This is a genomic window from Enterobacter sp. MGH 33, from assembly GCF_000534535.1.
GTDB classification, from domain to species: Bacteria; Pseudomonadota; Gammaproteobacteria; order Enterobacterales; family Enterobacteriaceae; genus Enterobacter; species Enterobacter hormaechei_C.
On the sequence record NZ_KI973212.1, the window covers coordinates 471,995 to 494,068 of the forward strand.

At 55.2% G+C, this 22,074-nt stretch carries 19 protein-coding genes and 1 tRNA gene; 11 read left to right on the plus strand and 9 right to left on the minus strand.

Translation table 11 applies throughout. The features are described from left to right. Positions 1 to 105: 105 nt before the first annotated feature. The 3 genes from ubiD to L379_RS21555 all read left to right on the plus strand — a co-directional run bounded on the left by ubiD (position 106) and on the right by L379_RS21555 (position 4,179). Positions 106 to 1,602 carry a 4-hydroxy-3-polyprenylbenzoate decarboxylase gene (ubiD, locus tag L379_RS21565; protein WP_032652159.1) on the plus strand — a complete coding sequence of 499 codons (1,497 nt, stop codon included), beginning with the start codon at positions 106 to 108 and terminating at the stop codon, positions 1,600 to 1,602. Positions 1,603 to 1,641: 39 nt separating this feature from the next. Continuing rightward, the gene (fre, locus tag L379_RS21560; protein WP_003860778.1) at positions 1,642 to 2,343 is read left to right on the plus strand and encodes an NAD(P)H-flavin reductase; all 702 of its coding nucleotides are present in this window, start codon (positions 1,642 to 1,644) and stop codon (positions 2,341 to 2,343) included. A 216-nt stretch (positions 2,344 to 2,559) separates the two neighbouring features. Next, the gene (locus L379_RS21555; protein WP_032652162.1) at positions 2,560 to 4,179 is read left to right on the plus strand and encodes an ABC-F family ATP-binding cassette domain-containing protein; all 1,620 of its coding nucleotides are present in this window, start codon (positions 2,560 to 2,562) and stop codon (positions 4,177 to 4,179) included. A 38-nt stretch (positions 4,180 to 4,217) separates the two neighbouring features. On the opposite strand, the gene L379_RS21550 is transcribed toward L379_RS21555, so the two are convergent. After that, positions 4,218 to 4,505 (minus strand): HTH-type transcriptional regulator, encoded by a 288-nt coding sequence (locus L379_RS21550; protein ID WP_003860776.1) that lies wholly within the window; start codon positions 4,503 to 4,505, stop codon positions 4,218 to 4,220. Positions 4,506 to 4,835: 330 nt separating this feature from the next. On the opposite strand from L379_RS21550, the gene L379_RS21545 reads away from it, so the two are divergent. Both L379_RS21545 and cspA read left to right on the plus strand, forming a co-directional pair. Then, complete coding sequence (locus L379_RS21545; RefSeq protein ID WP_032652166.1) at positions 4,836 to 5,546, plus strand: DUF3053 domain-containing protein; 711 nt, start codon at positions 4,836 to 4,838, stop codon at positions 5,544 to 5,546. A 244-nt stretch (positions 5,547 to 5,790) separates the two neighbouring features. After that, complete coding sequence (cspA, locus tag L379_RS21540; protein WP_003860775.1) at positions 5,791 to 6,003, plus strand: transcription antiterminator/RNA stability regulator CspE; 213 nt, start codon at positions 5,791 to 5,793, stop codon at positions 6,001 to 6,003. Positions 6,004 to 6,061: 58 nt separating this feature from the next. On the opposite strand, the gene ghrB is transcribed toward cspA, so the two are convergent. The 6 genes from ghrB to L379_RS21510 form a co-directional block, all read right to left on the minus strand. Then, positions 6,062 to 7,036, minus strand: a complete 975-nt coding sequence (gene ghrB / locus L379_RS21535; RefSeq protein ID WP_017694736.1) for a glyoxylate/hydroxypyruvate reductase GhrB — start codon at positions 7,034 to 7,036, stop codon at positions 6,062 to 6,064. 27 nt (positions 7,037 to 7,063) lie between these two features. After that, on the minus strand, positions 7,064 to 8,344 hold the full coding sequence (locus L379_RS21530; protein WP_017694735.1) for an MFS transporter: 1,281 nt from the start codon (positions 8,342 to 8,344) through the stop codon (positions 7,064 to 7,066). Between the two features lie 117 nt (positions 8,345 to 8,461). Next, positions 8,462 to 9,400 carry a sugar kinase gene (locus L379_RS21525; RefSeq protein ID WP_032652167.1) on the minus strand — a complete coding sequence of 313 codons (939 nt, stop codon included), beginning with the start codon at positions 9,398 to 9,400 and terminating at the stop codon, positions 8,462 to 8,464. A gap of 3 nt (positions 9,401 to 9,403) precedes the next feature. Further along, on the minus strand, positions 9,404 to 10,153 hold the full coding sequence (locus L379_RS21520; protein WP_032652170.1) for a sugar phosphate isomerase/epimerase family protein: 750 nt from the start codon (positions 10,151 to 10,153) through the stop codon (positions 9,404 to 9,406). 102 nt (positions 10,154 to 10,255) lie between these two features. Continuing rightward, the gene (locus L379_RS21515; protein ID WP_032652172.1) at positions 10,256 to 11,272 is read right to left on the minus strand and encodes a LacI family DNA-binding transcriptional regulator; all 1,017 of its coding nucleotides are present in this window, start codon (positions 11,270 to 11,272) and stop codon (positions 10,256 to 10,258) included. Positions 11,273 to 11,451: 179 nt separating this feature from the next. Further along, positions 11,452 to 12,114: an OmpA family lipoprotein gene (locus L379_RS21510; RefSeq protein ID WP_015569987.1), complete on the minus strand. Its 663-nt coding sequence runs from the start codon at positions 12,112 to 12,114 to the stop codon at positions 11,452 to 11,454. Between the two features lie 122 nt (positions 12,115 to 12,236). On the opposite strand from L379_RS21510, the gene L379_RS21505 reads away from it, so the two are divergent. Then, positions 12,237 to 14,606 carry a molybdopterin guanine dinucleotide-containing S/N-oxide reductase gene (locus L379_RS21505; RefSeq protein WP_044488942.1) on the plus strand — a complete coding sequence of 790 codons (2,370 nt, stop codon included), beginning with the start codon at positions 12,237 to 12,239 and terminating at the stop codon, positions 14,604 to 14,606. On the opposite strand, the gene L379_RS21500 is transcribed toward L379_RS21505, so the two are convergent. After that, positions 14,575 to 15,015: an N-acetyltransferase gene (locus tag L379_RS21500; protein ID WP_032652174.1), complete on the minus strand. Its 441-nt coding sequence runs from the start codon at positions 15,013 to 15,015 to the stop codon at positions 14,575 to 14,577. The genes L379_RS21505 and L379_RS21500 overlap by 32 nt on opposite strands. Then, the gene (gene tag / locus L379_RS21495; RefSeq protein WP_032652175.1) at positions 14,993 to 15,574 is read right to left on the minus strand and encodes a DNA-3-methyladenine glycosylase I; all 582 of its coding nucleotides are present in this window, start codon (positions 15,572 to 15,574) and stop codon (positions 14,993 to 14,995) included. Before tag ends, L379_RS21500 begins: the two co-directional genes overlap by 23 nt. A gap of 160 nt (positions 15,575 to 15,734) precedes the next feature. Here tag and L379_RS21490 point away from each other — a divergent pair, with 160 nt between their 5' ends. The 5 genes from L379_RS21490 to dppA all read left to right on the plus strand — a co-directional run bounded on the left by L379_RS21490 (position 15,735) and on the right by dppA (position 22,049). Then, positions 15,735 to 16,277 (plus strand): lipase, encoded by a 543-nt coding sequence (locus L379_RS21490; protein ID WP_032652178.1) that lies wholly within the window; start codon positions 15,735 to 15,737, stop codon positions 16,275 to 16,277. Between the two features lie 238 nt (positions 16,278 to 16,515). Next, positions 16,516 to 17,718: an L-lactate MFS transporter gene (locus tag L379_RS21485; RefSeq protein WP_015569982.1), complete on the plus strand. Its 1,203-nt coding sequence runs from the start codon at positions 16,516 to 16,518 to the stop codon at positions 17,716 to 17,718. Positions 17,719 to 17,957: 239 nt separating this feature from the next. Beyond that, positions 17,958 to 19,652: a kdo(2)-lipid A phosphoethanolamine 7''-transferase gene (gene eptB, locus L379_RS21480; RefSeq protein ID WP_017383570.1), complete on the plus strand. Its 1,695-nt coding sequence runs from the start codon at positions 17,958 to 17,960 to the stop codon at positions 19,650 to 19,652. Positions 19,653 to 19,743: 91 nt separating this feature from the next. Continuing rightward, a tRNA-Pro gene (locus L379_RS21475) sits at positions 19,744 to 19,820 on the plus strand. A gap of 621 nt (positions 19,821 to 20,441) precedes the next feature. Then, a complete protein-coding gene (dppA, locus tag L379_RS21470) occupies positions 20,442 to 22,049 on the plus strand; it encodes a dipeptide ABC transporter periplasmic-binding protein DppA (RefSeq protein WP_003860756.1) in 1,608 nt (535 codons plus the stop codon). Positions 22,050 to 22,074: the final 25 nt, after the last annotated feature.

The following is a 22,074-nucleotide window of genomic DNA, read 5'->3' on the forward strand; positions in this document are numbered from 1 at the left end:
TATAATGGCGAAAAAGAGAGTAAGTCGTGGAAGTTCACGCTAATTTAACAAAATTACAGCATCACGCGGTCTTACGCCGTATAATGAAGCGCTTACAGAGAGGCCATGATTAACTGCATGAAATACCACGATCTACGCGACTTCCTGGCGCTGCTGGAAAAGCAGGGCGAACTCAAACGCATTACGCTTCCTGTTGATCCGTATCTGGAAATGACAGAAATCGCTGACCGCACCCTGCGCGCGGGCGGCCCGGCGTTGCTGTTTGAAAACCCAAAAGGCTACGCCATGCCGGTGCTGTGCAACCTGTTTGGCACACCTCGCCGCGTGGCGCTGGGGATGGGACAGGAAGATGTCACGGCGTTACGTGAAGTGGGCAAACTGCTGGCCTTTCTTAAAGAGCCGGAGCCGCCAAAAGGGTTCCGCGACCTGTTCGACAAGCTGCCGCAGTTTAAGCAGGTGCTGAACATGCCCACCAAACGCCTGCGCGGTGCGCCGTGCCAGCAAAAAGTGCTGGAAGGCGATGCGGTGGATCTGACCAAAATTCCCATCATGCAGTGCTGGCCTGACGATGCCGCACCGCTGATCACCTGGGGCCTCACCGTGACGCGTGGGCCGCATAAAGAGCGTCAAAACCTCGGCATTTACCGCCAGCAGCTGATTGGCAAAAACAAGCTCATCATGCGCTGGTTGTCCCATCGCGGTGGGGCGCTGGATTTCCAGGAGTGGTGCGCGGCCCATCCGGGCGAACGCTTCCCGGTTTCCGTCGCGCTGGGTGCCGATCCGGCAACCATTCTGGGCGCGGTGACGCCTGTTCCTGATACGCTGTCTGAATATGCCTTTGCAGGGCTGCTGCGCGGCACCAAAACCGAAGTGGTGAAGTGCATCTCCAGTGACCTGGAAGTACCGGCCAGCGCAGAGATTGTGCTGGAAGGTTACATTGAACAGGGCGAGCTGGCGCCCGAAGGGCCGTACGGCGACCACACCGGCTATTACAACGAAGTGGATAACTTCCCGGTGTTCACCGTCACCCACATTACCCAGCGTGAAGATGCCATCTATCACTCCACCTATACCGGCCGTCCACCCGACGAACCGGCGGTGCTTGGCGTGGCGCTGAACGAAGTGTTTGTGCCGATCCTGCAAAAGCAGTTCCCGGAAATCGTTGATTTTTATCTGCCGCCGGAAGGGTGTTCGTATCGCCTGGCGGTGGTGACGATGAAGAAGCAGTATGCCGGTCACGCTAAGCGCGTGATGATGGGCGTATGGTCTTTCCTGCGCCAGTTTATGTATACCAAGTTTGTGATTGTCTGCGATGATGACGTCAATGCCCGCGACTGGAATGACGTCATCTGGGCCATCACCACGCGTATGGATCCGGCGCGTGATACGGTGTTAGTGGAAAACACGCCGATTGATTATCTGGACTTTGCCTCGCCGGTTTCCGGCCTTGGCTCAAAAATGGGACTGGATGCCACGAACAAATGGCCTGGCGAAACCGACCGTGAATGGGGTCGCCCGATCGAAAAAGATCCTGCCGTGACCGCGCGAATTGACGCGATCTGGGACGAGCTGGCCATAATGAATAACGGTAAGGCAGAATAAGACCGTTTAGCCCTATAGACTTCCCGACAGAGAGAGCGAATGACAACCTTAAGCTGTAAAGTGACGTCGGTAGATGCTATTACCGACACCGTATATCGCGTCCGTTTGGTTCCTGAAGCGGCCTTCTCATTCCGTGCCGGTCAGTACCTGATGGTCGTGATGGACGAGCGTGATAAGCGTCCTTTCTCTATGGCCTCAACGCCAGCAGAGAAGGAATTTATTGAGCTGCATATTGGTGCGTCTGAGCTTAACCTGTACGCGATGGCCGTGATGGACCGCATCCTGAAAGAGCGTGAAATCGTGGTCGATATTCCTCATGGCGAGGCCTGGCTGCGTGAAGACGAAGACCGTCCGCTGATCCTGATTGCCGGTGGCACGGGCTTCTCTTATGTCCGCTCTATTCTGCTGACCGCGCTGGCGCGCAACCCGAATCGCGATATCACCATCTACTGGGGCGGCCGTGAAGAGAAGCATCTTTACGATCTGTCTGAGCTGGAAGCGCTGAGCGTAAATCATCCAAACCTGCGCATTGAGCCGGTTGTCGAGCAGCCGGAAGAGGGCTGGCGCGGGCGCAGCGGTACGGTGCTGACTGCGGTATTGCAGGATCACGGGACGCTGGCCGGGCACGACATCTATATTGCCGGTCGCTTTGAAATGGCGAAAATTGCCCGCGACCTGTTCTGCAACGAGCGTGACGCGCGGGAAGATCGTCTGTTTGGCGATGCGTTTGCGTTTATCTGATTGAGAGACCCGCTTCGGCGGGTTTTTTACGCTCGGGCAATAGCCTGGTGAAAATTTAACCTTGAAATGGGCGGCGCATTGCCGTTATTCTTGTTCCCGTTAAATTTCGCCCTCAGGAGCGCCCCCCAAAAATGAACAAACACGACTGATGAATTTCGATCCTTGCTCAACGCACCGCGTCGGCAGGGGATGTTTTGATTTCATTCAGGAGTGCTTATGGCTCATTTTGCGCAGTCCCCCTCTTTTATTTTGCATCAGGTCACCTGTCAGTTTGCGACGGGCGATATCCTTTTTGGTCCACTGAATCTTTCTCTGGATGCGTCAGTGTGCGCGCTGGTTGGCCGCAACGGCAGCGGTAAAACACGCCTTCTGCGGCTGCTGGCAGGGGTTGATGAACCCGCCAGCGGTCATATTGAGCGCTTTGGTACACACGTCTATGTGGCGCAGCAGCAGGATATTTCTGCGGATACCACGCTTGCCGGACTGCTTGGTTACGACGCGATCTTTGCGGCGCGCACGCGCATCGACAGCGGTCATTATGAACCCGACGATCTCGACACGCTCGATGGTTACTGGGATCTGGCTGAACGGCTGAGCCAGGCTTTTATCACTGCAAAACTTCCCCCTTTTGACCCGAATAAACGCGCGGCAGAGCTGAGCGGCGGCGAGCGCATTCGTGCCTTGCTGTGCGGCGCATTCGCCGCAGATGCTGATTACCTGCTGCTGGACGAACCGACCAACCACCTCGACAGGCAAGGCCGCGTGTGGTTCTACGAGCAGCTTTCCCGGTATCAGGGCGGGGTGCTGGTGGCCTCCCACGACCGTGAGTTGCTGGCCCAGGTATCGCGTATCCTTGAACTGAGCGCATTGGGCCTGCGCAGCTACGGTGGGAATTATGCTGGCTATCGAACCCAGCGTGATGCTGAGCAGCTGGCTGCCCGCGCCGCGCTGGAGCATGCTGCCACCGAACGCAAGCGTACCCGCGCCCGTCTGCATAAAGAGCATGACGACAGCCTGCGGCGTTCAGCCAAAACGCTTCGCACGGTCGACAGCCTTAACATCGCCTCGTTTGAACGGGTCAAATACAAAGGGGCGGCGAAAGAGCGTATTGGTTCCTGGAAAAAACAGCATAGCGATCAAAATTATGCTCTGAACGCTGCGGTCAACCAGGCACGCGAGCGGGTTGAAGAGGAGAACGCGGTGATGTTTACCCTGCCGGGCAGTGAAATCCCGGAAGGAAAACAGGTGCTGGTGCTGGAAGAACTGGTGCTTCCGCACGTGCCTGTCTCCCCGATAAACTGGCGAATGGATGGCCCGATGCGCGTGGCGCTACGCGGGCCGAACGGCTGTGGAAAATCCACGCTGTTGAAAGTGATGTTGGGCGAAACCGCCCCTGTCACGGGAACCTGTAAGGTCTCTGTCAGGTGTGCGTATCTCGATCAGCATCTTTCCCGGCTGGATCTGTCGCAGTCGGTGATGACACACCTTAGCCTGGGCAATACGCCGCTCGAAGAAGGGGCGCTGCGTACCCGTTTAGCGCAGCTTCAGCTGGGCGCAGAGAAAGTGACACTACCACTGGCCGAACTGAGTGGCGGCGAGCGCCTGAAGGCCGCGCTGGCCTGCGTATTGTGGCGTGAAGCGGCAACGCAGCTGTTGCTTCTGGATGAGCCGACCAACCATCTTGATCTGGCCTCTGTTCAGGCCATAGAAGCGGCCTTAGCCGATTACCCCGGCGCGCTGCTGGTGGTGTCGCATGATGAAGCCTTTCTGGCAGGGCTGAAGCTGACGCATGAACTGGTGTGGGAAGAGACGGGATGGCGATGTGAAAGTCTGTAAACACAAGCCCCCGCAAGGGCGGGGGCAAACAAACTTTATCAGGCTAACTGCTTGCGAAGGTCAGGGTTTGCCTGGATCAGGCGCATCAGCTTTAGCTCGGCTGGGGTAGGTTTTTCACGTTTTGACTCCCACTCCAGCACCATCGCTACGCTGACACCCATCGCTCTTGCGAATTCATCTGTTTTCAGGCCCGATCCTTTGCGTAAACGCTCAAATTCACTAAAAGGATTGGACTTTTGATTCAGGGTAACCGTCGGCGGTACATCTTTAAAAATAATCTGTTCCAGGCTGCTCAGCAGCTCAAACTCAGGATCTTTTAATTCCATTGAGAACTCCTCATAAATCACACATCGGGATCATGAACATCAGAGAGCCTGTTAAGAATAGTCCCTAAACCAGACACAGGATCGTCACGGCTGTGATTAATTGTGCGATAACGATCGCTTTACGCGATTCAGCTATATGGATAGTTATGCCAATTACCTGATTAGTCATATGTAGGGATGCACAGGTATTTTTTTGTAAATAGTCAGTACAAAAACGGGAATACCCGTTTTGCATGAAAACTCTATCTTGCAAGGCTGACCTGGACTATCCTTGTCACCGTTGGGCACGCGTGTGCCGGTGTGCGCTTTTTGGGTGAAAGGAGTAATAAAATGGCGACAGGAAAGTCCTGCTCTCGCTGGTTTGCGCCTATTGCGGCGTTGTTGATGGTTTTTAGCCTGAGTGGGTGTTTCGATAAAGAAGGCGATCAGCGCAAAGCGTTTATCGATTTTCTACAGAATACAGTGATGCGTAGCGGCGAGCGTTTACCAACGCTGACTGCGGATCAGAAAAAACAGTTTGGTCCATTCGTGTCGGATTACGCCATTCTGTATGGCTATTCACAGCAGGTAAGCCAGGCGATGGATTCCGGTATTCGCCCGGTAGTGGATAGCGTAAATGCTATTCGCGTTCCACAGGATTATATGACCCAGCGCGAACCGCTGCGCCAGTCAAATGGCGCGCTTGGGGTACTGAGCCAGCAGCTGCAAAATGCCAAAATGCAGGCTGATGCGTCGCGTTCCGCGTTGAAGCAGGGCGAGGATCTCAAACCGGTCTATGACCAGGTGTATGAGAAAGTCGTGACCAAGCCGTCAAACGCCTTGCAACCGCTGATCCCGGCGGCGCAGGTCTTTACTCAGCAGCTGGTTCAGGTGGGTGACTTTATCAGTGAACAAGGTACGCAGGTAAGCTTCGTCTCTAACGGTATCCAGTTCCCGACCTCCCAGCAGGCGAGCCAGTATAACGCGCTGATCGGGCCGCTCGCGTCCCAGCATCAGGCCTTTAGCCAGGCCTGGAGCGCAGCGGTCGCTGCTACGGAATAAGAAAAACCCCCGCTTCGGCGGGGTTTTTTTTATGCTTGATGAAAATAACGCTTGTCATTCATCTACCACATCGGTATAACTATGTTCGTCGGTTTGTTACACAGACCTAAAGCAGTTTAGTAAAGCAGTCCAGATTGTTATCCATAGATACCCTTCGTAGTGACCCTTCCTTCATCGCTTAAAAATCTGTAACGCAATCCATCAAGCCGGAAGGCACAATATATTTGTTAATAAGGTAATTTCTATGTCTGCTAAAATGACTGGTCTGGTAAAATGGTTCAACGCTGATAAAGGTTTCGGCTTCATCACTCCTGACGATGGCTCTAAAGACGTGTTCGTACACTTCTCTGCTATCCAGAACGATGGCTACAAATCTCTGGATGAAGGTCAGAAAGTTTCCTTCACCATCGAAAGCGGCGCTAAAGGCCCAGCAGCTGGTAACGTTGTAAGCCTGTAAGCTTCCAGCCCAGTAGCACAAAATTCAAAAACCCGCCTTCTGGCGGGTTTTTTCGTTTCTACTGTTGTATCTGTGGGTTAACGCAGTTCTTATCCACTTTACCGCCGAGCGCGGCAATCAGGTTATCCACGGCGGTCGCCGCCATATTGTAGCGTGTTTCATGAGTGGCAGAGCCGATGTGGGGCAGGGCGACGACGTTCGGCATGGTCAGTAGCGGAGAATCCACCGGCAGCGGCTCCTGTTCAAACACGTCCAGACCGGCGGCGTGGATCTCACCGTTTTGCAGTGCCTCAATCAGCGCCTTCTCATCGACCACCGGACCACGACCCGCGTTGATGAAAATAGCCGATTTCTTCATCTTTTCAAACGCCGCTTTGCCGATGAGATGACGCGTTTCATCCGTCAGTGGCAGGATCAGGCAGACAAAGTCGGCTTCCCGCAACAGCGTATCAAGCTCGCAATAGCGGGCATTGAAACGTTCTTCAGCTTCACTGTGGTGACGGCGTGCGTTATACAGGATGGGCATGTTGAAGCCAAAATGCGCGCGCTGTGCCAGCGCCAGTCCGATACGGCCCATCCCAACAATCCCCAGCGTTTTGCCATGAACGTCCACGCCGAACCAGTCCGGGCCAATGCTTTTCGTCCATTCGCCCGCTTTCACGCGCTCGGCCACTTCCACCACGCGACGGGCGGTGCTGAGCACCAGCGCCATCAGCGTGTCGGCGACGGTTTCCGTCAGGGCATGCGGCGTGTGCATCAGCAGGATGTTACGCGCGTTTAGCGCATCCACGTCGAAATTGTCGTATCCCACCGAAACGGTTGAGGTAGCACGAAGCTTCGGCATTTTCTCCAGCAGCGCTGCATCCACCTTTTCGCTCGAACCCAGCAGGCCCTCGGCGCTGGCAAACGCGTCGGCGTGCTGCGCCACGGTTTCCGGGCTGAGGTTCTTTACCCGGGTAACGGTAAAGTGTTCCTCCAGGCGTTTTTGCAGATCTTCAGGCAGTGCTTTGTACAAAATGACGGACGGCTTCATGCTAATCTCCGTTGATTTTAAAAGGATTCAGGCGTGGCGTGCGCCGACGGGTAGCTGTTGATTATTAGCAGGCTTAACGATCAAAGTAAGCCATACCGAAGCAAAAAGCGCCACCCCCATAAAGATGTAAGAGGCCGACGGGCTGCCGGTGGCGCCGTTCAGATAGCCCACAAACCACGAGCCAAAGAACGAACCCAGCGCGCCCATACTGTTGATCAACGCCATCGCGCCCCCTGCGACGTTACGCGGCAGCATTTCCGGGATGATGGCAAAGAACGGACCATACGGGGCATACATGGCCGCACCCGCAATCACCAGCAGAGTGTACGAGACCCAGAAGTGGTTTGCGCCTACGGCCCAGGAGCCAATGAAGGCAAAAGCAGCGATCAGCAGCAGTGGCCAGACGAACAGCTTACGGTTTTGCAGCTTGTCCGATGCCCAGGAGACGATAATCATCGCGATGGTCGCAGCCAGGTAAGGCACGGATGACAGCCAGCCCACTTCCACCATGCCAAGGTTTTCACCGCCGCTGCGGATAATCGACGGCAGCCACAGCACAAAGCCGTACACGCCAATACTCCAGGTAAAATACTGTGCGCACAGCAGAATAACGTTCCGGGAGCGGAAGGCTTCACCGTAGTTACGCACCGCTTTCAGCCCCTGCTGCTCTTTATCCAGCTGCGCCTGGAGTGCGGCTTTTTCGTCCTCTGAAAGCCATTTTGCCTGGGCTGGCTTATCTTTCACCAGCACCCACCAGCAGAAGGCCCAGATAATCGCGGGAACCCCTTCGATGATGAACATCTCGCGCCAGCCGAAGGACTGGATCAGGTAGCCGGAAACCACCGACATCCACAGCACGGTGACCGGGTTACCGAGTATCAGGAACGTATTGGCACGTGAACGCTCAGATTTTGTGAACCAGTTGCTGATATAAATCAGCATTGCTGGCATGACGGCCGCCTCAACCACGCCGAGAATAAAGCGAATAGCCGCCAGAGCAGGAATGTTATTCACCACGCCAGTAAGCGACGCACAGGCACCCCATAAGATCAGGCAGATGAAAATGAGCTTTCGCACGCTGCGGCGTTCAGCGTAAATCGCGCCGGGGATCTGGAAGAAGAAATAACCCAGGAAGAAGAGGGCACCCAGCAGGGAGGAGACCCCTTTGGTGATCCCGAGGTCTTCGTTGATCCCGGCGGCGGATGCGAAACTGAAGTTGGCACGATCCAGGTACGCCAGGCTGTACGTGATAAACACGATTGGCATGATGTACCACCAGCGTTTTACTGCATTGGTCGAACTGTTCATAGGCTTGCCTCTGTTGTTGAGGTTGTTGCCGCCGTTGTCTGTAGGGTACACGGTGGCTTAATTATCTGGTGCGGATTGCTGCCCTCACCCTGGTCCTCTCCCACAGGGAGAGGGAATTTAGACGCCGAGCTCTGCTCGTGTTGGTAATCCTTCGCTGTCGCCCTGCACCTGAATCGCCAGCGAACCAATTTTGTTGCCTCGCGCCACGGCCTGCGACAGTGGTTTGCCCTCCAGCAGGGCGCTGATAACCCCGACGGCAAACCCATCGCCCGCGCCCACGGTATCGACCACGTTGTCGACTTTTACCGCAGCGACAGCGCCTTGCTCACCGTCGGCAGTTTTAAACCATGCGCCGTCGGCACCGGTTTTTAGCACCACGGCTTTTACCCCTTTGTTGAGGTAAAAATCAGCAATGCCTTCGGGCGTGCTTTCGCCAGTGAGGATCATTCCCTCTTTTATGCCCGGCAGAACCCAGTCCGCCTGAAACGCCAGTCGGTTGAGTTTCTCAGCCATCTCCGCTTCGCTTTTCCACAGCACCGGGCGCAGGTTAGGATCAAAGGAGATCGTTTTGCCCTGCGCTATCATTGCCGAAGCCGCATGATCCAGTAAATCGTACGAGCTGGCCGAGAGCGCCGCCGCCACGCCGCTCAGGTGCAGGTGGCGCGCGGAGGAGAAATATGCGGCGTGATAATCATCCACGGAGAGATGGCTTGCCGCTGAGCCTTTGCGGAAATACTCCACGATGGGATCGGTTCCATTTTCAACTTTAGATTTCAGCTGAAAGCCCGTCGCAAAGCGTCCGTCGAGGGTCACGCCTGCGGCATCAATGCCCTCTTTTTTCAGCGAGTCGAGAACAAAATGGCCAAAGCTGTCATTTCCCACGCGGCTTACCCAGCCGACATTCAGCCCCAGCCGCGCAAGGCCGGTAGCAACATTCAGCTCGGCACCTGCCACGCGTTTAATAAAGTACTCCACTGCGCTCAGCTCGCCCGTTTCGGTGGCGACAAACATCGCCATGGCCTCGCCAATGGTGATGACATCCAGCGTCTTGTGCATGGTTTACTCCTCGCGCAGCAGGTTGACGTAATGGCGGGTGACGGCGGTGAGATCCGTCCCTTCCAGCGGAAATTCGATACCGCGTGGCGCATCGGCAGGGAGTTGATTAAGCAGATCCCGCCAGCGAGAATCGGTCTGATCCGGCGCGACGGCGCGGAACTGCGCCTTGTGTGGGACCGCGGCCTTCACATGAATATAGCTCACGGCGGGAGCCAGCTGACGTGCAGCCTCTTCCGGGGAGTCGCCAACCCACAGCCAGTTGCCCATATCGAACGTCAGCGTGACCGGTAGCGCCATTACCCGGCAGGCGGCTTTGAAGCGCTGCATCGGCGCGAGCTGCCCGCAGTCGGTCTGGTCGTTTTCCACCACCAGCGTCATGCCGCTTTCATCCAGCAGTGCGCGCAGGGCTTCAAGCGGCTGTTTGTCGCTGAAATGACCCAGCGAGACTTTAAGCCACAGCGCGTTCAGGGCGCTGGCTTCGCTAAGGTAGCGCGGGAGATCTGTGTTGAGGGTGCCATCGGGCATAAACAGGGGGGCCGGGGCGGAGTAGCACGCCAGTAAACCCAGCAGTTCAATGGACTCGCCGAGCGCAGGCAGGGCCATTAACTCGTCGTTGCTGAAGAGCTCGCGGCGGATTTCAACGCCATCAGCTCCCGCGCCGGCAATAACGGGAAGCATTGCCCGTTGACCGCCTGCCTGTCGCACCTGTTCCGCACCATACGCGGCGGTGACCACCATAATTTTCCTGCTCATTTCCTGACTCCAGAGCGTAATCGATAGTATTACGCTAGATGGAACCGGTTCCAAAGAAAAGATCGGGATGCTGAATTTATGATCGCTGTCACGAAGGGGAAATTAACGGGCAGTAGAGCCGCGAACGATCAGTTCGCCGGAAAAAACCTGCTCGCGTACGGCGTCGCGGGTGCCTTCAATGCGGCGAACCACTTGTTCAACCGCGGCATAGCCGATCTGCCAGGTGGGTTGTTTGAGGGTGGTGATGCCTACGCCAGCAAGTTCTGCCCACTCCAGTTCATCAAAGCCGAGTAAGCCGATGTCGCTGCCCCAGTGCAGGCCAATGCGTTTAAGCGAGCGGGCAACCTGAAGCGTCAGCGCCCCGTTCGCGGAGATCACCGCCTTGCGCATACCCCGATGGCGGGTATGGAACTGGCGCAGGGTATTATCCAGCTGCCCGGCTTCATGCAGGGGGATTTCGGCATTCTCGGCGATCACGCCGGTATATCGCGCCAGTGTGGCACGAAATGCAGCCAGGCGGTCGCGGCGGGTGTTAACCATGCCCAGCGGTTCGCTCAGGAATAAAATGGCTTCGAAGCCCTGTTCAATCAGGTGCTCAGTGGCGGTGGTAGCCGCCTGGGTGTTATCCAGCCCGACCACATCGCAGGCAAATTCCGGGATTTTTCGGTCAATAAGCACCATTGGCAGAGACGATTGTTGCAGACGATTTAGCCCCTCTTCTCGCATCCCGACGGCATTCACCACAATCCCTTCCACCTGATAGCTGCGCAGCAGATCGAGGTAATGCAGCTCCTGATCAACCTCGTTATTGGTGTTACAGACCAGCGGGGTAAAGCCTTTCTCACGGCATGCCGCTTCGATGCCGCTGAGGACGTTTACGGAGTAGGGGTTGGTGATATCGGCGATGATGAGGCCAATCAGACGGGTGCGGCCCCGCTTGAGGCCGCGCGCCATCAGGCTGGGACGGTAGTCGAGATCGGCAATGGCCTGTTCGATTCGCGCCAGCAGCGCATCGGAAAGCAGGTGTTTCTCGCCGTTGAGGTAGCGTGAAATGCTGGTTTTACCGGTTTTGGCGGCTTTCGCCACGTCGCTGATGGTGGCCCGGGTTGGTTTGATCATCGCTGATTTCCCTGAATTTAGTGAGAATACCTTAGCGGGAAAATCTGGCGAATCAAGCTATTTGCCGGGTGGCGCTGCGCTTAACGGAGGTTGCGGTCTGATGTCTTCACCCCAACCCTCTCCCACGGGAGAGGGCGCAAACACTAAAAACGGCAACGGGGTTACCGTTTTGCTTTTACCTACTGCACAGGACTCAACGTAATCTCAACGCGGCGGTTCTGCGCTTTGCCTTCCGCCGTGCTGTTGCTGGCTATCGGGTTAGCCGGACCCATGCCGCTGGTGCGGATGCGGTTCGCTTCTACGCCCTGGGCGATCAGCGAGCTGGCCACGGAATCGGCGCGCTGCTGGGACAGACGCATGTTCAGATCCTGGCTGCCGGTGCTGTCGGTGTAGCCAATCACGTTCACGGCAGTTTTATTGTACTCTTTCAGCACTGCGGCCACGCCGGTCAGGGTGTTTGCGCCTGCGGGTTTCAGCGTCGCGCTGCTGCTGTCAAAGGTCACGTTGTTTGGCATGTTCAGGATGATGTTGTCACCGCTGCGCGTCACGCTCACGCCCGTACCTTTCATTTTGTCACGCAGTTTTGCTTCCTGCACGTCCATGTAATAACCCACGCCGCCGCCCAGGGCTGCGCCTGCCGCTGCGCCAATCAGCGCACCTTTGCCGCGATCTTTCTTGGAGGAGGAGAGTGCGCCAACGCCAGCGCCCACCAGGGAACCAATACCCGCGCCAATGCCGGATTTGCCCGCTTCGCGTTCACCGGTGTAAGGGTTGGTTGTGCAGCCAGAAACAGCCAGTGCGCCGCTCACCAGAGCGGCAATAACGAGTACGCGTTTTTTCATCTTATTTCCTTAATCCTTTTTATTCTTTGCCACGATGGACGTGGCAGTGGATTATGACGTCCGGATACGGAGAAAATTCAGTGTATAACTCTGAAATTTGTCACAAACGATAAACTGCCTCAATGAAAGGCCGAAACACCTGCACGCAACCAGGAGCGCACGCTTTGAGCACCTCAACAAAAACCATTCTGACCGCCGCCCACTGGGGGCCGATGCTGGTCGAAACCGATGGCGACACTGTGCTGTCGTCTCGCGGGGCTTTGCCTTCGCGCCATCTCAACTCTTTACAGACCGTCGTTCGCGATCAGGTACACAGTAAAACCCGCGTCCGCTGGCCGATGGTGCGTAAAGGCTTTCTGGCGTCACCGGATAAGCCGCAGGGTATTCGTGGGCAGGATGAGTTCGTACGCGTGAGCTGGGACGACGCGCTGGCGTTGATCCATACCCAGCATAAACGCATTCGCGACAGCTATGGCCCGTCGTCCATTTTTGCCGGCTCCTATGGCTGGCGCTCGAACGGCGTGCTGCATAAGGCCGCAACCCTGCTGCAACGCTATATGAGCCTGGCCGGAGGATACACCGGCCATCTGGGCGATTACTCGACTGGCGCGGCGCAGGCAATCATGCCGTATGTCGTGGGCGGGAATGAGGTTTATCAGCAGCAGACCAGCTGGCCGCTGGTGCTGGAGCATGCGGAGGTGGTGGTGCTCTGGAGCGCCAACCCGCTCAATACCCTGAAAATTGCCTGGAATGCGTCCGACGAGCAGGGCGTTTCCTACTTTGATGCGCTGCGCAAAAGCGGCAAGCGCATCATCTGTATCGATCCGATGCGTTCTGAAACGCTGGATTTCTTCGGCGACAGCGCCGAGTGGATCGCGCCGCATATGGGCACCGACGTGGCGATGATGCTGGGCATCGCCCACACCCTGGTGGAGAACGGCTGGCACGATACGGAATTTCTGGCGCGCTGCACCACGGGTTTCGATAAATTTGCCGACTACCTGACGGGACAAACCGACGGTATCGCCAAAACCGCAGAGTGGGCTGCGGCGATTTGCGGCGTTGATGCCGTTAAAATCCGCGAACTGGCGACGTTATTCCATAGCCGTGTCACGATGCTCATGTCCGGCTGGGGGATGCAGCGCCAGCAGTTTGGCGAGCAGAAGCACTGGATGCTGGTGACGCTCGCCGCGATGCTCGGGCAGATTGGCACACCCGGCGGCGGTTTTGGGCTTTCCTATCACTTTGCTAACGGCGGCAACCCGACGCGAAAAGCCGCGGTGCTGGCGTCCATGCAGGGCTCGGTGCAGGGTGGCGTGGACGCGGTAGATAAAATTCCGGTGGCACGCATTGTTGAAGCCCTGGAGAACCCAGGCGGGTTTTATCAGCACAACGGCCAGGATCGGCATTTCCCGGATATTAAGTTTGTCTGGTGGGCGGGTGGGGCCAACTTCACCCATCACCAGGATACTAACCGCCTGATCCGCGCCTGGCAGAAACCGGAGCTGGTGGTGATCTCGGAGTGCTTCTGGACCGCGTCAGCGAAACATGCCGATATCGTTTTGCCCGCCACGACCTCGTTCGAGCGTAACGATCTCACCATGACGGGGGATTACAGTAATCAGCATATGGTGCCGATGAAGCGCGTCGTGGCTCCCCGGGATGAAGCGCGGGATGATTTTGATGTCTTTGCCGACCTGAGTGAAATGTGGGAAGCGGGCGGTCGGGAGCGTTTCACCGAGGGCAAAACCGATCTGCAATGGCTGGAAACGTTTTACCAGATTGCCAGCCAGCGCGGGGCTGCGCAGGGCGTGACGCTGCCGCCATTCGCTGAGTTCTGGGAGGCGAATCAACTCTTCGAAATGCCGGAAAGCGAGCAGAATGCGCGGTTTGTGCGCTTTGCTGACTTCCGTCGCGATCCGGAGAATCATCCGTTAAAAACCGAAAGCGGGAAGATTGTGATCTACAGCGAACGCATCGCCAGCTTTGGCTACGCGGACTGTCCGCCACATCCGGCGTGGCTGGAGCCGGACGAATGGCATGGCAATGCGCAGCCGGGGCAGCTTCAGCTGCTGTCTGCCCATCCCGCCCATCGTCTGCACAGCCAGCTCAACTATTCGGCTTTGCGCGAGCAGTATGCGGTGGCGGGTCGTGAGCCGATTGCGCTGAACAGCGATGACGCAAAGGCGCGGGGGATTAACCACGGCGACCTCGTTCGGGTCTGGAACGCGCGCGGGCAGGTGCTGGCAGGCGCCGTGGTGAGTGACGGGATCCGCCCTGGCGTTTTCTGCATTCATCAGGGCGCATGGCCGGATCTGGCGCTGGACGAGGGCGGTATTTGTAAGAACGGCGCCGTAAACGTGCTGACCAAAGATCTCCCCAGCTCGAAGCTGGGGAATGGCTGCGCGGGGAATACGGCGCTGGCATGGGTGGAGAAATATGAGGGGCCGGCGCTTACCCTTACGGCGTTTGATCCGCCTGCCAGCTCATGATCCACGTCGGGTGTTGGGTATCATCCTGCCAGGCGCTGTCTTCGATGCGAAAACCCTGAGCATGATAGAAATTCACCGCCCGCACGTTTTTCTGATACACCTCCAGAGTTAAATACGGATAGTGCTGCTGAACGTGGTTCAGCAGCGCACGCCCGATCCCCTTTCCGATGAACGCCGGGGCGACAAACAACGCCCCCACGAACTGGAACTGCATGACGCTGATAAAACCGCACAGGGTACCGTTTTCTTCCCAGACCCAGGTCTCGGCGGCGGGAAGGTATTCATCCCGCACTACCGCTTCATTCGCTTGCCAGTAACTTGCGTCGATAAACGGATGCGCCTCGGTGGTGCTCTCCAGCCACAGACTCAAAAGCGGAGCGGTGTCCTCACTTTGCCATTTGCGGATCATGGTGGCCCTCCGGATGGCAGAAGCAGCCCGTAATGTGGTCATTGACCAGCCCGCAGGCCTGCATAAAGGAGTAACAGATGGTGGTGCCCACAAACTTAAAGCCGCGTTTTTTCAGCGCTTTCGACAGGGCATCTGAGGCGGGGGTCGACGTTGGGATCTCTGCAAGCGTGGCGGCCTGCGTCACCTTCGGCTCGTTATCCACAAACGACCAGACGAATGCTGAGAAGGGTTCGCCGTTTTGCTCCATCGCCAGATAAGCACGCGCGTTACCAATAATGGCCTGAATTTTACCGCGATGGCGGATGATACCGGTATCCAGAACCAGCCTTTCCACGTCGTCGTCGTTCATGGCGGCAACCGCTACCGGATCGAACTGGTGGAAGGCTTTACGGTAGTTCTCACGCTTTTTCAGAACGGTGATCCACGACAGTCCGGCCTGCTGGCCTTCAAGGCAAATCATTTCAAACAGTTTTTTACCGTCGGTTTCCGGTACGCCCCATTCCTTGTCGTGATAATCGATATAAAGCTGATCCTGGCTTACCCAGCCGCAACGTTGCATAGGTCATCTCCCTTCCTGATACGGTAAACGCAAAAATTTCAATCTGCCCGGCTTGACGTGTCTGCTAAAGAGACAATAGTTAATACAGGGCTATACGCCCTAATACCTCTTCGAACAATGACATATATCGCCGAACTCGGCTCTTTCTGGAGTCGCTTTGATGATGATAAAAAAAATCAGTGGTCGCCATGCTGCTTCTGGCCTGGTGGGTGTTTCAGTCTGCCTGCTTTTTTGTAACACCGCTTTTGCGTGGCAACAGGAATATATCGTTTCAGATGCTCAAAGTAATACGATGGAACGCTATACATGGGACGCCGATCACCAACCTCGTTATGAAGATATTCTCGCGGAGCGTATTAACCGCACGCAGAATGCTGCGGGGTTTACCCTGAACGATCCCTCCGCTTCGGATGCGGAAACCGTTCTGAGCGTTGGCTGGAATTTTCCCGTGGCGGGACATTTCACCACCGGGCCCGTAATGGCGTGGCGCACTGATGACGCTCCCTCCGCACCAGTGAATGCGTTTGAGGATACAACCACCACGCAGTCGCTTACCGATCCACTCTGGCATGCCAGCGTGAACTCATTGGGGTGGCGTGTCGATACGCAGTATGGTGATTTACACCCCTGGGCGAAGATCAGCTATAACCAGCAATCTGAAGAAGAATATTTATATACGCTGGGATTGAGCGCCAAATTTTAAAGGGTTGTCACTTTTTTAAACGCTGCGGTAACATATTTAATACAATAACGGCGTGGGCTGTAGCGATAGTGATCGCTCACCTTTGAGCTTTTTCTTCTCCGGCAAGGTCATTCATTCCCGCTTCCAGGCATTTCATTCCGTTTCTCCTGCATTTCATGCCGTTTTACCCCTGGTGTTATGGGGTTTTGTTTATCGTGTCCTCAGCGAATTTCCTTAATTTATCTTGCAGGACACTGCCATGAACACATCAACTTATAACCGCACGCGTTGGCTGACGCTATTCGGCACCATCGTTACCCAGTTCGCACTGGGATCGGTCTATACCTGGAGCCTGTTTAACAGCGCCCTGTCTGATAAGATCGGCGCGCCGATAAGCCAGGTGGCGTTCTCCTTCGGCTTGCTGAGTCTTGGGTTAGCAATTTCCTCTTCCGTGGCGGGCAAACTTCAGGAGCGCTTCGGCGTGAAGCGTGTAACCATGGCCTCCGGGATCTTGCTGGGCGTGGGCTTCTTCCTGACGGCATATTCCGACAACCTGATGATGCTGTGGCTGAGCGCCGGGGTGCTGGTGGGGCTGGCGGACGGCGCAGGTTACCTGCTGACGCTGTCTAACTGCGTGAAGTGGTTCCCGGAGCGTAAAGGGCTTATCTCCGCGTTTGCCATTGGTTCATATGGCTTGGGCAGCCTTGGCTTCAAATTCATCGATGCGCATCTGCTGGCCTCGGTGGGGCTTGAAAAAACCTTTATGATCTGGGGCGTGATTGTGCTGGTGATGATCCTCTTCGGCGCAACGCTGATGAAAGACGCGCCGCAGCAGGAAGTGAAAACCGTTAACGGTGTGGTGGAGAATGATTTCACCCTTGCACAGTCCATGCGTAAACCGCAGTACTGGATGCTGGCGGTGATGTTCCTGACGGCCTGCATGAGCGGTCTGTATGTCATCGGCGTGGCGAAAGATATCGCGCAGGGAATGGTGAAACTGGACGCGGCGACGGCGGCGAACGCGGTAACGGTCATCTCCATCGCTAACCTCTCGGGTCGTCTGGTACTGGGTATCCTGTCTGACAAAATCGCCAGGATCCGCGTGATTACGCTGGGGCAGGTGATATCCCTGGTGGGGATGGCAGCGCTGCTGTTCGCTCCGCTGAACGAAGCGACATTCTTTGCGGCGATAGCCTGCGTAGCCTTTAACTTTGGCGGCACCATTACCGTCTTCCCGTCGCTGGTGAGCGAGTTCTTCGGGCTGAACAATCTGGCGAAAAACTACGGTGTGATTTATCTCGGCTTCGGTATCGGCAGTATTTGCGGATCGCTGATTGCCTCGCTGTTTGGTGGCTTCTACGTGACATTCTGCGTGATATTTGCCTTGCTGATTATTTCACTGGCGCTGTCCACCACGATTCGTCAGCCGCAGCGCGAGGTATATAAAGAAGCGCATGCATGATTCGATAAAAAAGGGGCCGCAGGGCCTCTTTTTTTATCGCCATATCACTTCCGGACTTGTTATTTTGTAAAAATTTTCATCGATTCACATTCTCTGCTGCCACTTTTCTTCCTCGCTGTGGTCTACTTATCGCGCTTGTAGACGTTTCTGATAACGGTTTATCTCGCACCTACTTACTCTGTCTGCTTTCTCAATGAGATTCGGCGGGTCTTTATACCCCTTCCCCCAGGGTTGTTTGCATGAAATATATCAGGTCTCTTACCCAGCAAAGATTGTGTCTGATGCTGGCTGTCTATATCGGTTTGTTTCTGAATGGCGCGGTGCTGTTCAGAAGAGTGGAAGGTTATTTTGAACACCTCACCGTAAGAAACGGGATTTTCGCCGCGATTGAAGTGTTTGGCTCAATTCTGGCAACCTTCTTCCTGCTACGTCTGCTCTCGCTTTTTGGCAGACGTACATGGCAGGTTCTGGCCTCGCTGGTGGTGATTATCTCTGCCGCTGCAAGCTATTACATGACATTCATGAATGTGGTCATTGGCTACGGTATTGTGGCCTCGGTGATGACCACGGACATCGACCTCTCGAAAGAGGTGGTGGGGCAAGGGTTCATCATGTGGACGATTTTGACCTGCCTGATCCCGCTCTTCTTTATCTGGAGTAATACCTGTCGCTATACCCTGTTACGCCAGCTGCGTACCCGTGGGCAACGCATCCGCAACGTCGCCGTCGTTCTTCTGGCGGGTCTGCTGGTATGGGCGCCTATTCGCCTGATGGAAAAACAGCAAAAGCGGATCGAAAAAGCGACAGGCGTAGATATGCCAAGCTACGGCGGCGTGGTGGCTAACTCGTATCTGCCGTCTAACTGGCTGTCGGCGCTAGGTCTCTATGCCTGGGCTCAGGCGGACGAATCCAGCGATGTGAAATCGCTGATTAACCCGACCAAAAAGTTCACCTACCAGGCTCCGGCTGACGGACTGGATGATACTTACGTGGTCTTCGTTATCGGCGAAACGACGCGCTGGGATCATATGGGTATTCTCGGTTATGACCGCGATACCACCCCGAAACTGGCGCAGGAAAAGAACCTGGTGGCATACCGCGGCTACTCCTGCGATACCGCCACGAAGCTTTCATTGCGCTGTATGTTTGTTCGTGAGGGCGGTGCGAGTGATAATCCTCAGCGCACTCTCAAAGAGCAAAACGTGTTTGCTGTTCTGAAGCAGCTTGGATTTAGCTCCGATCTGTTCGCCATGCAAAGTGAGATGTGGTTCTACACCAACACCATGGCGGATAACATCGCCTACCGCGAGCAGATTGGCGCCGAGCCGCGTAACCGCGGAAAGAACGTTGATGATATGCTGCTGCTCTCTGAGATGGAACAGTCGCTGAAAAACCATCCGCAGGGTAAGCACCTTATTGTTCTGCATACCAAAGGGTCACATTACAGCTACTATCAGCGTTACACACGCGATTTCGCCAAATGGACGCCTGAGTGCGTCGGCATTAACAAGAACTGTAGCAAGCAGGAGCTGATCAATGCCTATGATAACTCGATTCTGTATGTGGATACCTTCCTCAGCCGGGTGATCGACCAGCTTCGCGATAAGAAAGCGATTGTGATTTACGCGGCCGACCACGGCGAGTCCATCAACGAGAAAGAGCATTTACACGGCACGCCGCGTAAACTGGCCCCGCCTGAGCAGTTCCGCGTGCCGATGATCATGTGGATGTCGGATAAGTACCTGGAAAACCCGGACAAAGCCAAAATGTTTGCCCATCTGAAACAGCAGGCAGAGATCAAGGTACCGCGCCGTCACGTTGAGCTGTACGACACCATTATGGGTTGTCTCGGCTATACCTCACCGAACGGTGGGATTAACGAAAACAACAACTGGTGTAAACTCCCTGATAACACCACAAAAGCCGCGCAGTAGCTGGTCTGGCGAGAATATCGCCAGTTGAATGGCTTTTTGAAAATAAGGGATTGACGGGGGCGCACCTCAGCAGTAAGATGCGCTCCGCATTCGGCGAGTAGCGCAGCTTGGTAGCGCAACTGGTTTGGGACCAGTGGGTCGGAGGTTCGAATCCTCTCTCGCCGACCACATTCTAAAAAGGGCTAACCGCAAGGTTAGCCCTTTTTGCATTAACGCGTTACCCCGCACGAGTCCTCAAAATACCCCTTAGCCCTGCTTCCCCCTGCCTGCTTGCGGTTTTGTGACATAATCCATTGTATTTTTTTATATATAGTTTGATCTTTTTTCGCGTTGCTTATGGATAACCTCAGCATTTTTTGCTGTGCGTTTTAACGTTCGCGGTATTTAGTGCTCAGATAATCACCATTCTGTAAGAAAATTTACCCATTCTGAATAAAACTTAATCACTGAGTGTTGCGAAATATGAAGATAATTGTGCTGCATCATGGCGAGTAGCATAAATTTCTCTGCTGAAAACTCACGGTCAGGGTTTTTTTAATCTTTGTTTGCGGTTTCTCACACTCCACGTAAATCCCCGCCACCTGTATTGACGTTTTCACATTCTGTTGACAGATTGTAGGGCACGAGGGGCATTTCAGGGAGGATCTGCGCTGCAACTCAAACGCTCTTCTGAAAGGATTCTCTATCCCTTTTAACGCCTTCGGGCATCACCGACCGGACCGGGTAAAAAATAAATAAAGGTCAGGCGGCGTAACACAACAAAGCAAAACATCACATTGGAGCACAATAATGAGTATTTCCTTGAAGAAGTCAGGGATGCTGAAGCTTGGTCTGAGCCTGGTGGCCATGACCGTTGCAGCAAGCGTACAGGCAAAAACCCTGGTTTACTGTTCTGAAGGCTCTCCGGAAGGCTTTAACCCACAGCTCTTTACCTCTGGTACGACTTACGACGCAAGCTCTGTACCGATCTATAACCGTCTGGTTGAATTTAAAACCGGCACCACGGAAGTAATTCCTGGCCTGGCTGAAAAGTGGGATATCAGCGAAGACGGTAAAACCTATACCTTCCACCTGCGCCAGGGCGTGAAGTGGCAGGACAGCAAAGAATTTAAACCTACGCGCGACTTTAACGCCGACGACGTTGTGTTCTCCTTCGACCGTCAGAAAAATGCCCAGAACCCGTACCATAAAGTGTCTGGCGGCAGCTATGAATACTTCGAAGGGATGGGTCTGCCAGACCTGATCGCTGAAGTGAAAAAAGTGGACGATAAAACCGTTCAGTTTGTGCTGACGCGTCCGGAAGCGCCATTCCTGGCTGACCTGGCGATGGACTTCGCCTCGATTCTCTCTAAAGAGTACGCTGACAACATGCTGAAAGCCGGCACGCCGGAAAAAGTGGACCTGAACCCAATCGGTACCGGCCCGTTCCAGCTGCTTCAGTACCAGAAAGATTCCCGTATTCTGTATAAAGCCTTCCCGGGCTACTGGGGCACCAAGCCGCAGATCGACCGTCTGGTCTTCTCCATCACGCCTGACGCATCCGTGCGTTACGCAAAATTGCAGAAAAACGAATGTCAGGTGATGCCGTATCCAAACCCGGCTGACATCGCGCGCATGAAGCAGGACAAAAATATCAACCTGCTGGAGCAGGCGGGCCTGAACGTGGGTTATCTCTCCTTCAACACCGAGAAGAAACCGTTCGATGACGTGAAAGTGCGTCAGGCGCTGACTTACGCGGTGAACAAAGAAGCGATCATCAAAGCCGTTTACCAGGGCGCGGGCGTTGCGGCCAAGAACCTGATCCCACCAACCATGTGGGGTTATAACGACGACATTAAGGACTACACCTACGACCCTGAGAAAGCGAAAGCGCTGCTGAAAGAAGCGGGCCAGGACAAAGGCTTCACCGTCGAGCTGTGGGCGATGCCGGTACAGCGTCCTTACAACCCGAACGCACGTCGTATGGCGGAAATGGTTCAGGCTGACTGGGCGAAGATTGGCGTACAGGCCAAAATTGTGACCTACGAGTGGGGCGAGTACCTGAAGCGCGCTAAAGCGGGCGAACACCAGGCGGTCATGATGGGCTGGACCGGCGACAACGGGGATCCGGACAACTTCTTCGCGACCCTGTTCAGCTGTGCGGCAGCGAAAGACGGTTCAAACTATTCTCGCTGGTGCTACAAGCCGTTTGAAGATCTGATCCAGCCGGCGCGTGCGACCGACGATCACAACAAACGTATTGAACTGTACAAGCAAGCTCAGGTTGTCATGCACGATCAGGCTCCGGCGCTGATTGTTGCTCACTCCACCGTGTACGAGCCAGTGCGTAAAGAAGTGAAGGGCTACGTGGTCGATCCACTGGGCAAACACCACTTCGAAAACGTGTCTGTTGAATAATAAGTAGGGTGTTCTCCCTCTCCCT

What these genes read in the sequence shown, in the direction of transcription:
- ubiD (WP_032652159.1), top strand. Translation starts at nt 106, where the DNA reads ATGATTAACTGCATGAAATACCACGATCTACGCGACTTCCTGGCGCTG.
- fre (WP_003860778.1), top strand. Translation starts at nt 1,642, where the DNA reads ATGACAACCTTAAGCTGTAAAGTGACGTCGGTAGATGCTATTACCGAC.
- L379_RS21555 (WP_032652162.1), top strand. Translation starts at nt 2,560, where the DNA reads ATGGCTCATTTTGCGCAGTCCCCCTCTTTTATTTTGCATCAGGTCACC.
- L379_RS21550 (WP_003860776.1), bottom strand. Translation starts at nt 4,505, where the DNA reads ATGGAATTAAAAGATCCTGAGTTTGAGCTGCTGAGCAGCCTGGAACAG.
- L379_RS21545 (WP_032652166.1), top strand. Translation starts at nt 4,836, where the DNA reads ATGGCGACAGGAAAGTCCTGCTCTCGCTGGTTTGCGCCTATTGCGGCG.
- cspA (WP_003860775.1), top strand. Translation starts at nt 5,791, where the DNA reads ATGTCTGCTAAAATGACTGGTCTGGTAAAATGGTTCAACGCTGATAAA.
- ghrB (WP_017694736.1), bottom strand. Translation starts at nt 7,036, where the DNA reads ATGAAGCCGTCCGTCATTTTGTACAAAGCACTGCCTGAAGATCTGCAA.
- L379_RS21530 (WP_017694735.1), bottom strand. Translation starts at nt 8,344, where the DNA reads ATGAACAGTTCGACCAATGCAGTAAAACGCTGGTGGTACATCATGCCA.
- L379_RS21525 (WP_032652167.1), bottom strand. Translation starts at nt 9,400, where the DNA reads ATGCACAAGACGCTGGATGTCATCACCATTGGCGAGGCCATGGCGATG.
- L379_RS21520 (WP_032652170.1), bottom strand. Translation starts at nt 10,153, where the DNA reads ATGAGCAGGAAAATTATGGTGGTCACCGCCGCGTATGGTGCGGAACAG.
- L379_RS21515 (WP_032652172.1), bottom strand. Translation starts at nt 11,272, where the DNA reads ATGATCAAACCAACCCGGGCCACCATCAGCGACGTGGCGAAAGCCGCC.
- L379_RS21510 (WP_015569987.1), bottom strand. Translation starts at nt 12,114, where the DNA reads ATGAAAAAACGCGTACTCGTTATTGCCGCTCTGGTGAGCGGCGCACTG.
- L379_RS21505 (WP_044488942.1), top strand. Translation starts at nt 12,237, where the DNA reads ATGAAAGGCCGAAACACCTGCACGCAACCAGGAGCGCACGCTTTGAGC.
- L379_RS21500 (WP_032652174.1), bottom strand. Translation starts at nt 15,015, where the DNA reads ATGATCCGCAAATGGCAAAGTGAGGACACCGCTCCGCTTTTGAGTCTG.
- tag (WP_032652175.1), bottom strand. Translation starts at nt 15,574, where the DNA reads ATGCAACGTTGCGGCTGGGTAAGCCAGGATCAGCTTTATATCGATTAT.
- L379_RS21490 (WP_032652178.1), top strand. Translation starts at nt 15,735, where the DNA reads ATGATGATAAAAAAAATCAGTGGTCGCCATGCTGCTTCTGGCCTGGTG.
- L379_RS21485 (WP_015569982.1), top strand. Translation starts at nt 16,516, where the DNA reads ATGAACACATCAACTTATAACCGCACGCGTTGGCTGACGCTATTCGGC.
- eptB (WP_017383570.1), top strand. Translation starts at nt 17,958, where the DNA reads ATGAAATATATCAGGTCTCTTACCCAGCAAAGATTGTGTCTGATGCTG.
- dppA (WP_003860756.1), top strand. Translation starts at nt 20,442, where the DNA reads ATGAGTATTTCCTTGAAGAAGTCAGGGATGCTGAAGCTTGGTCTGAGC.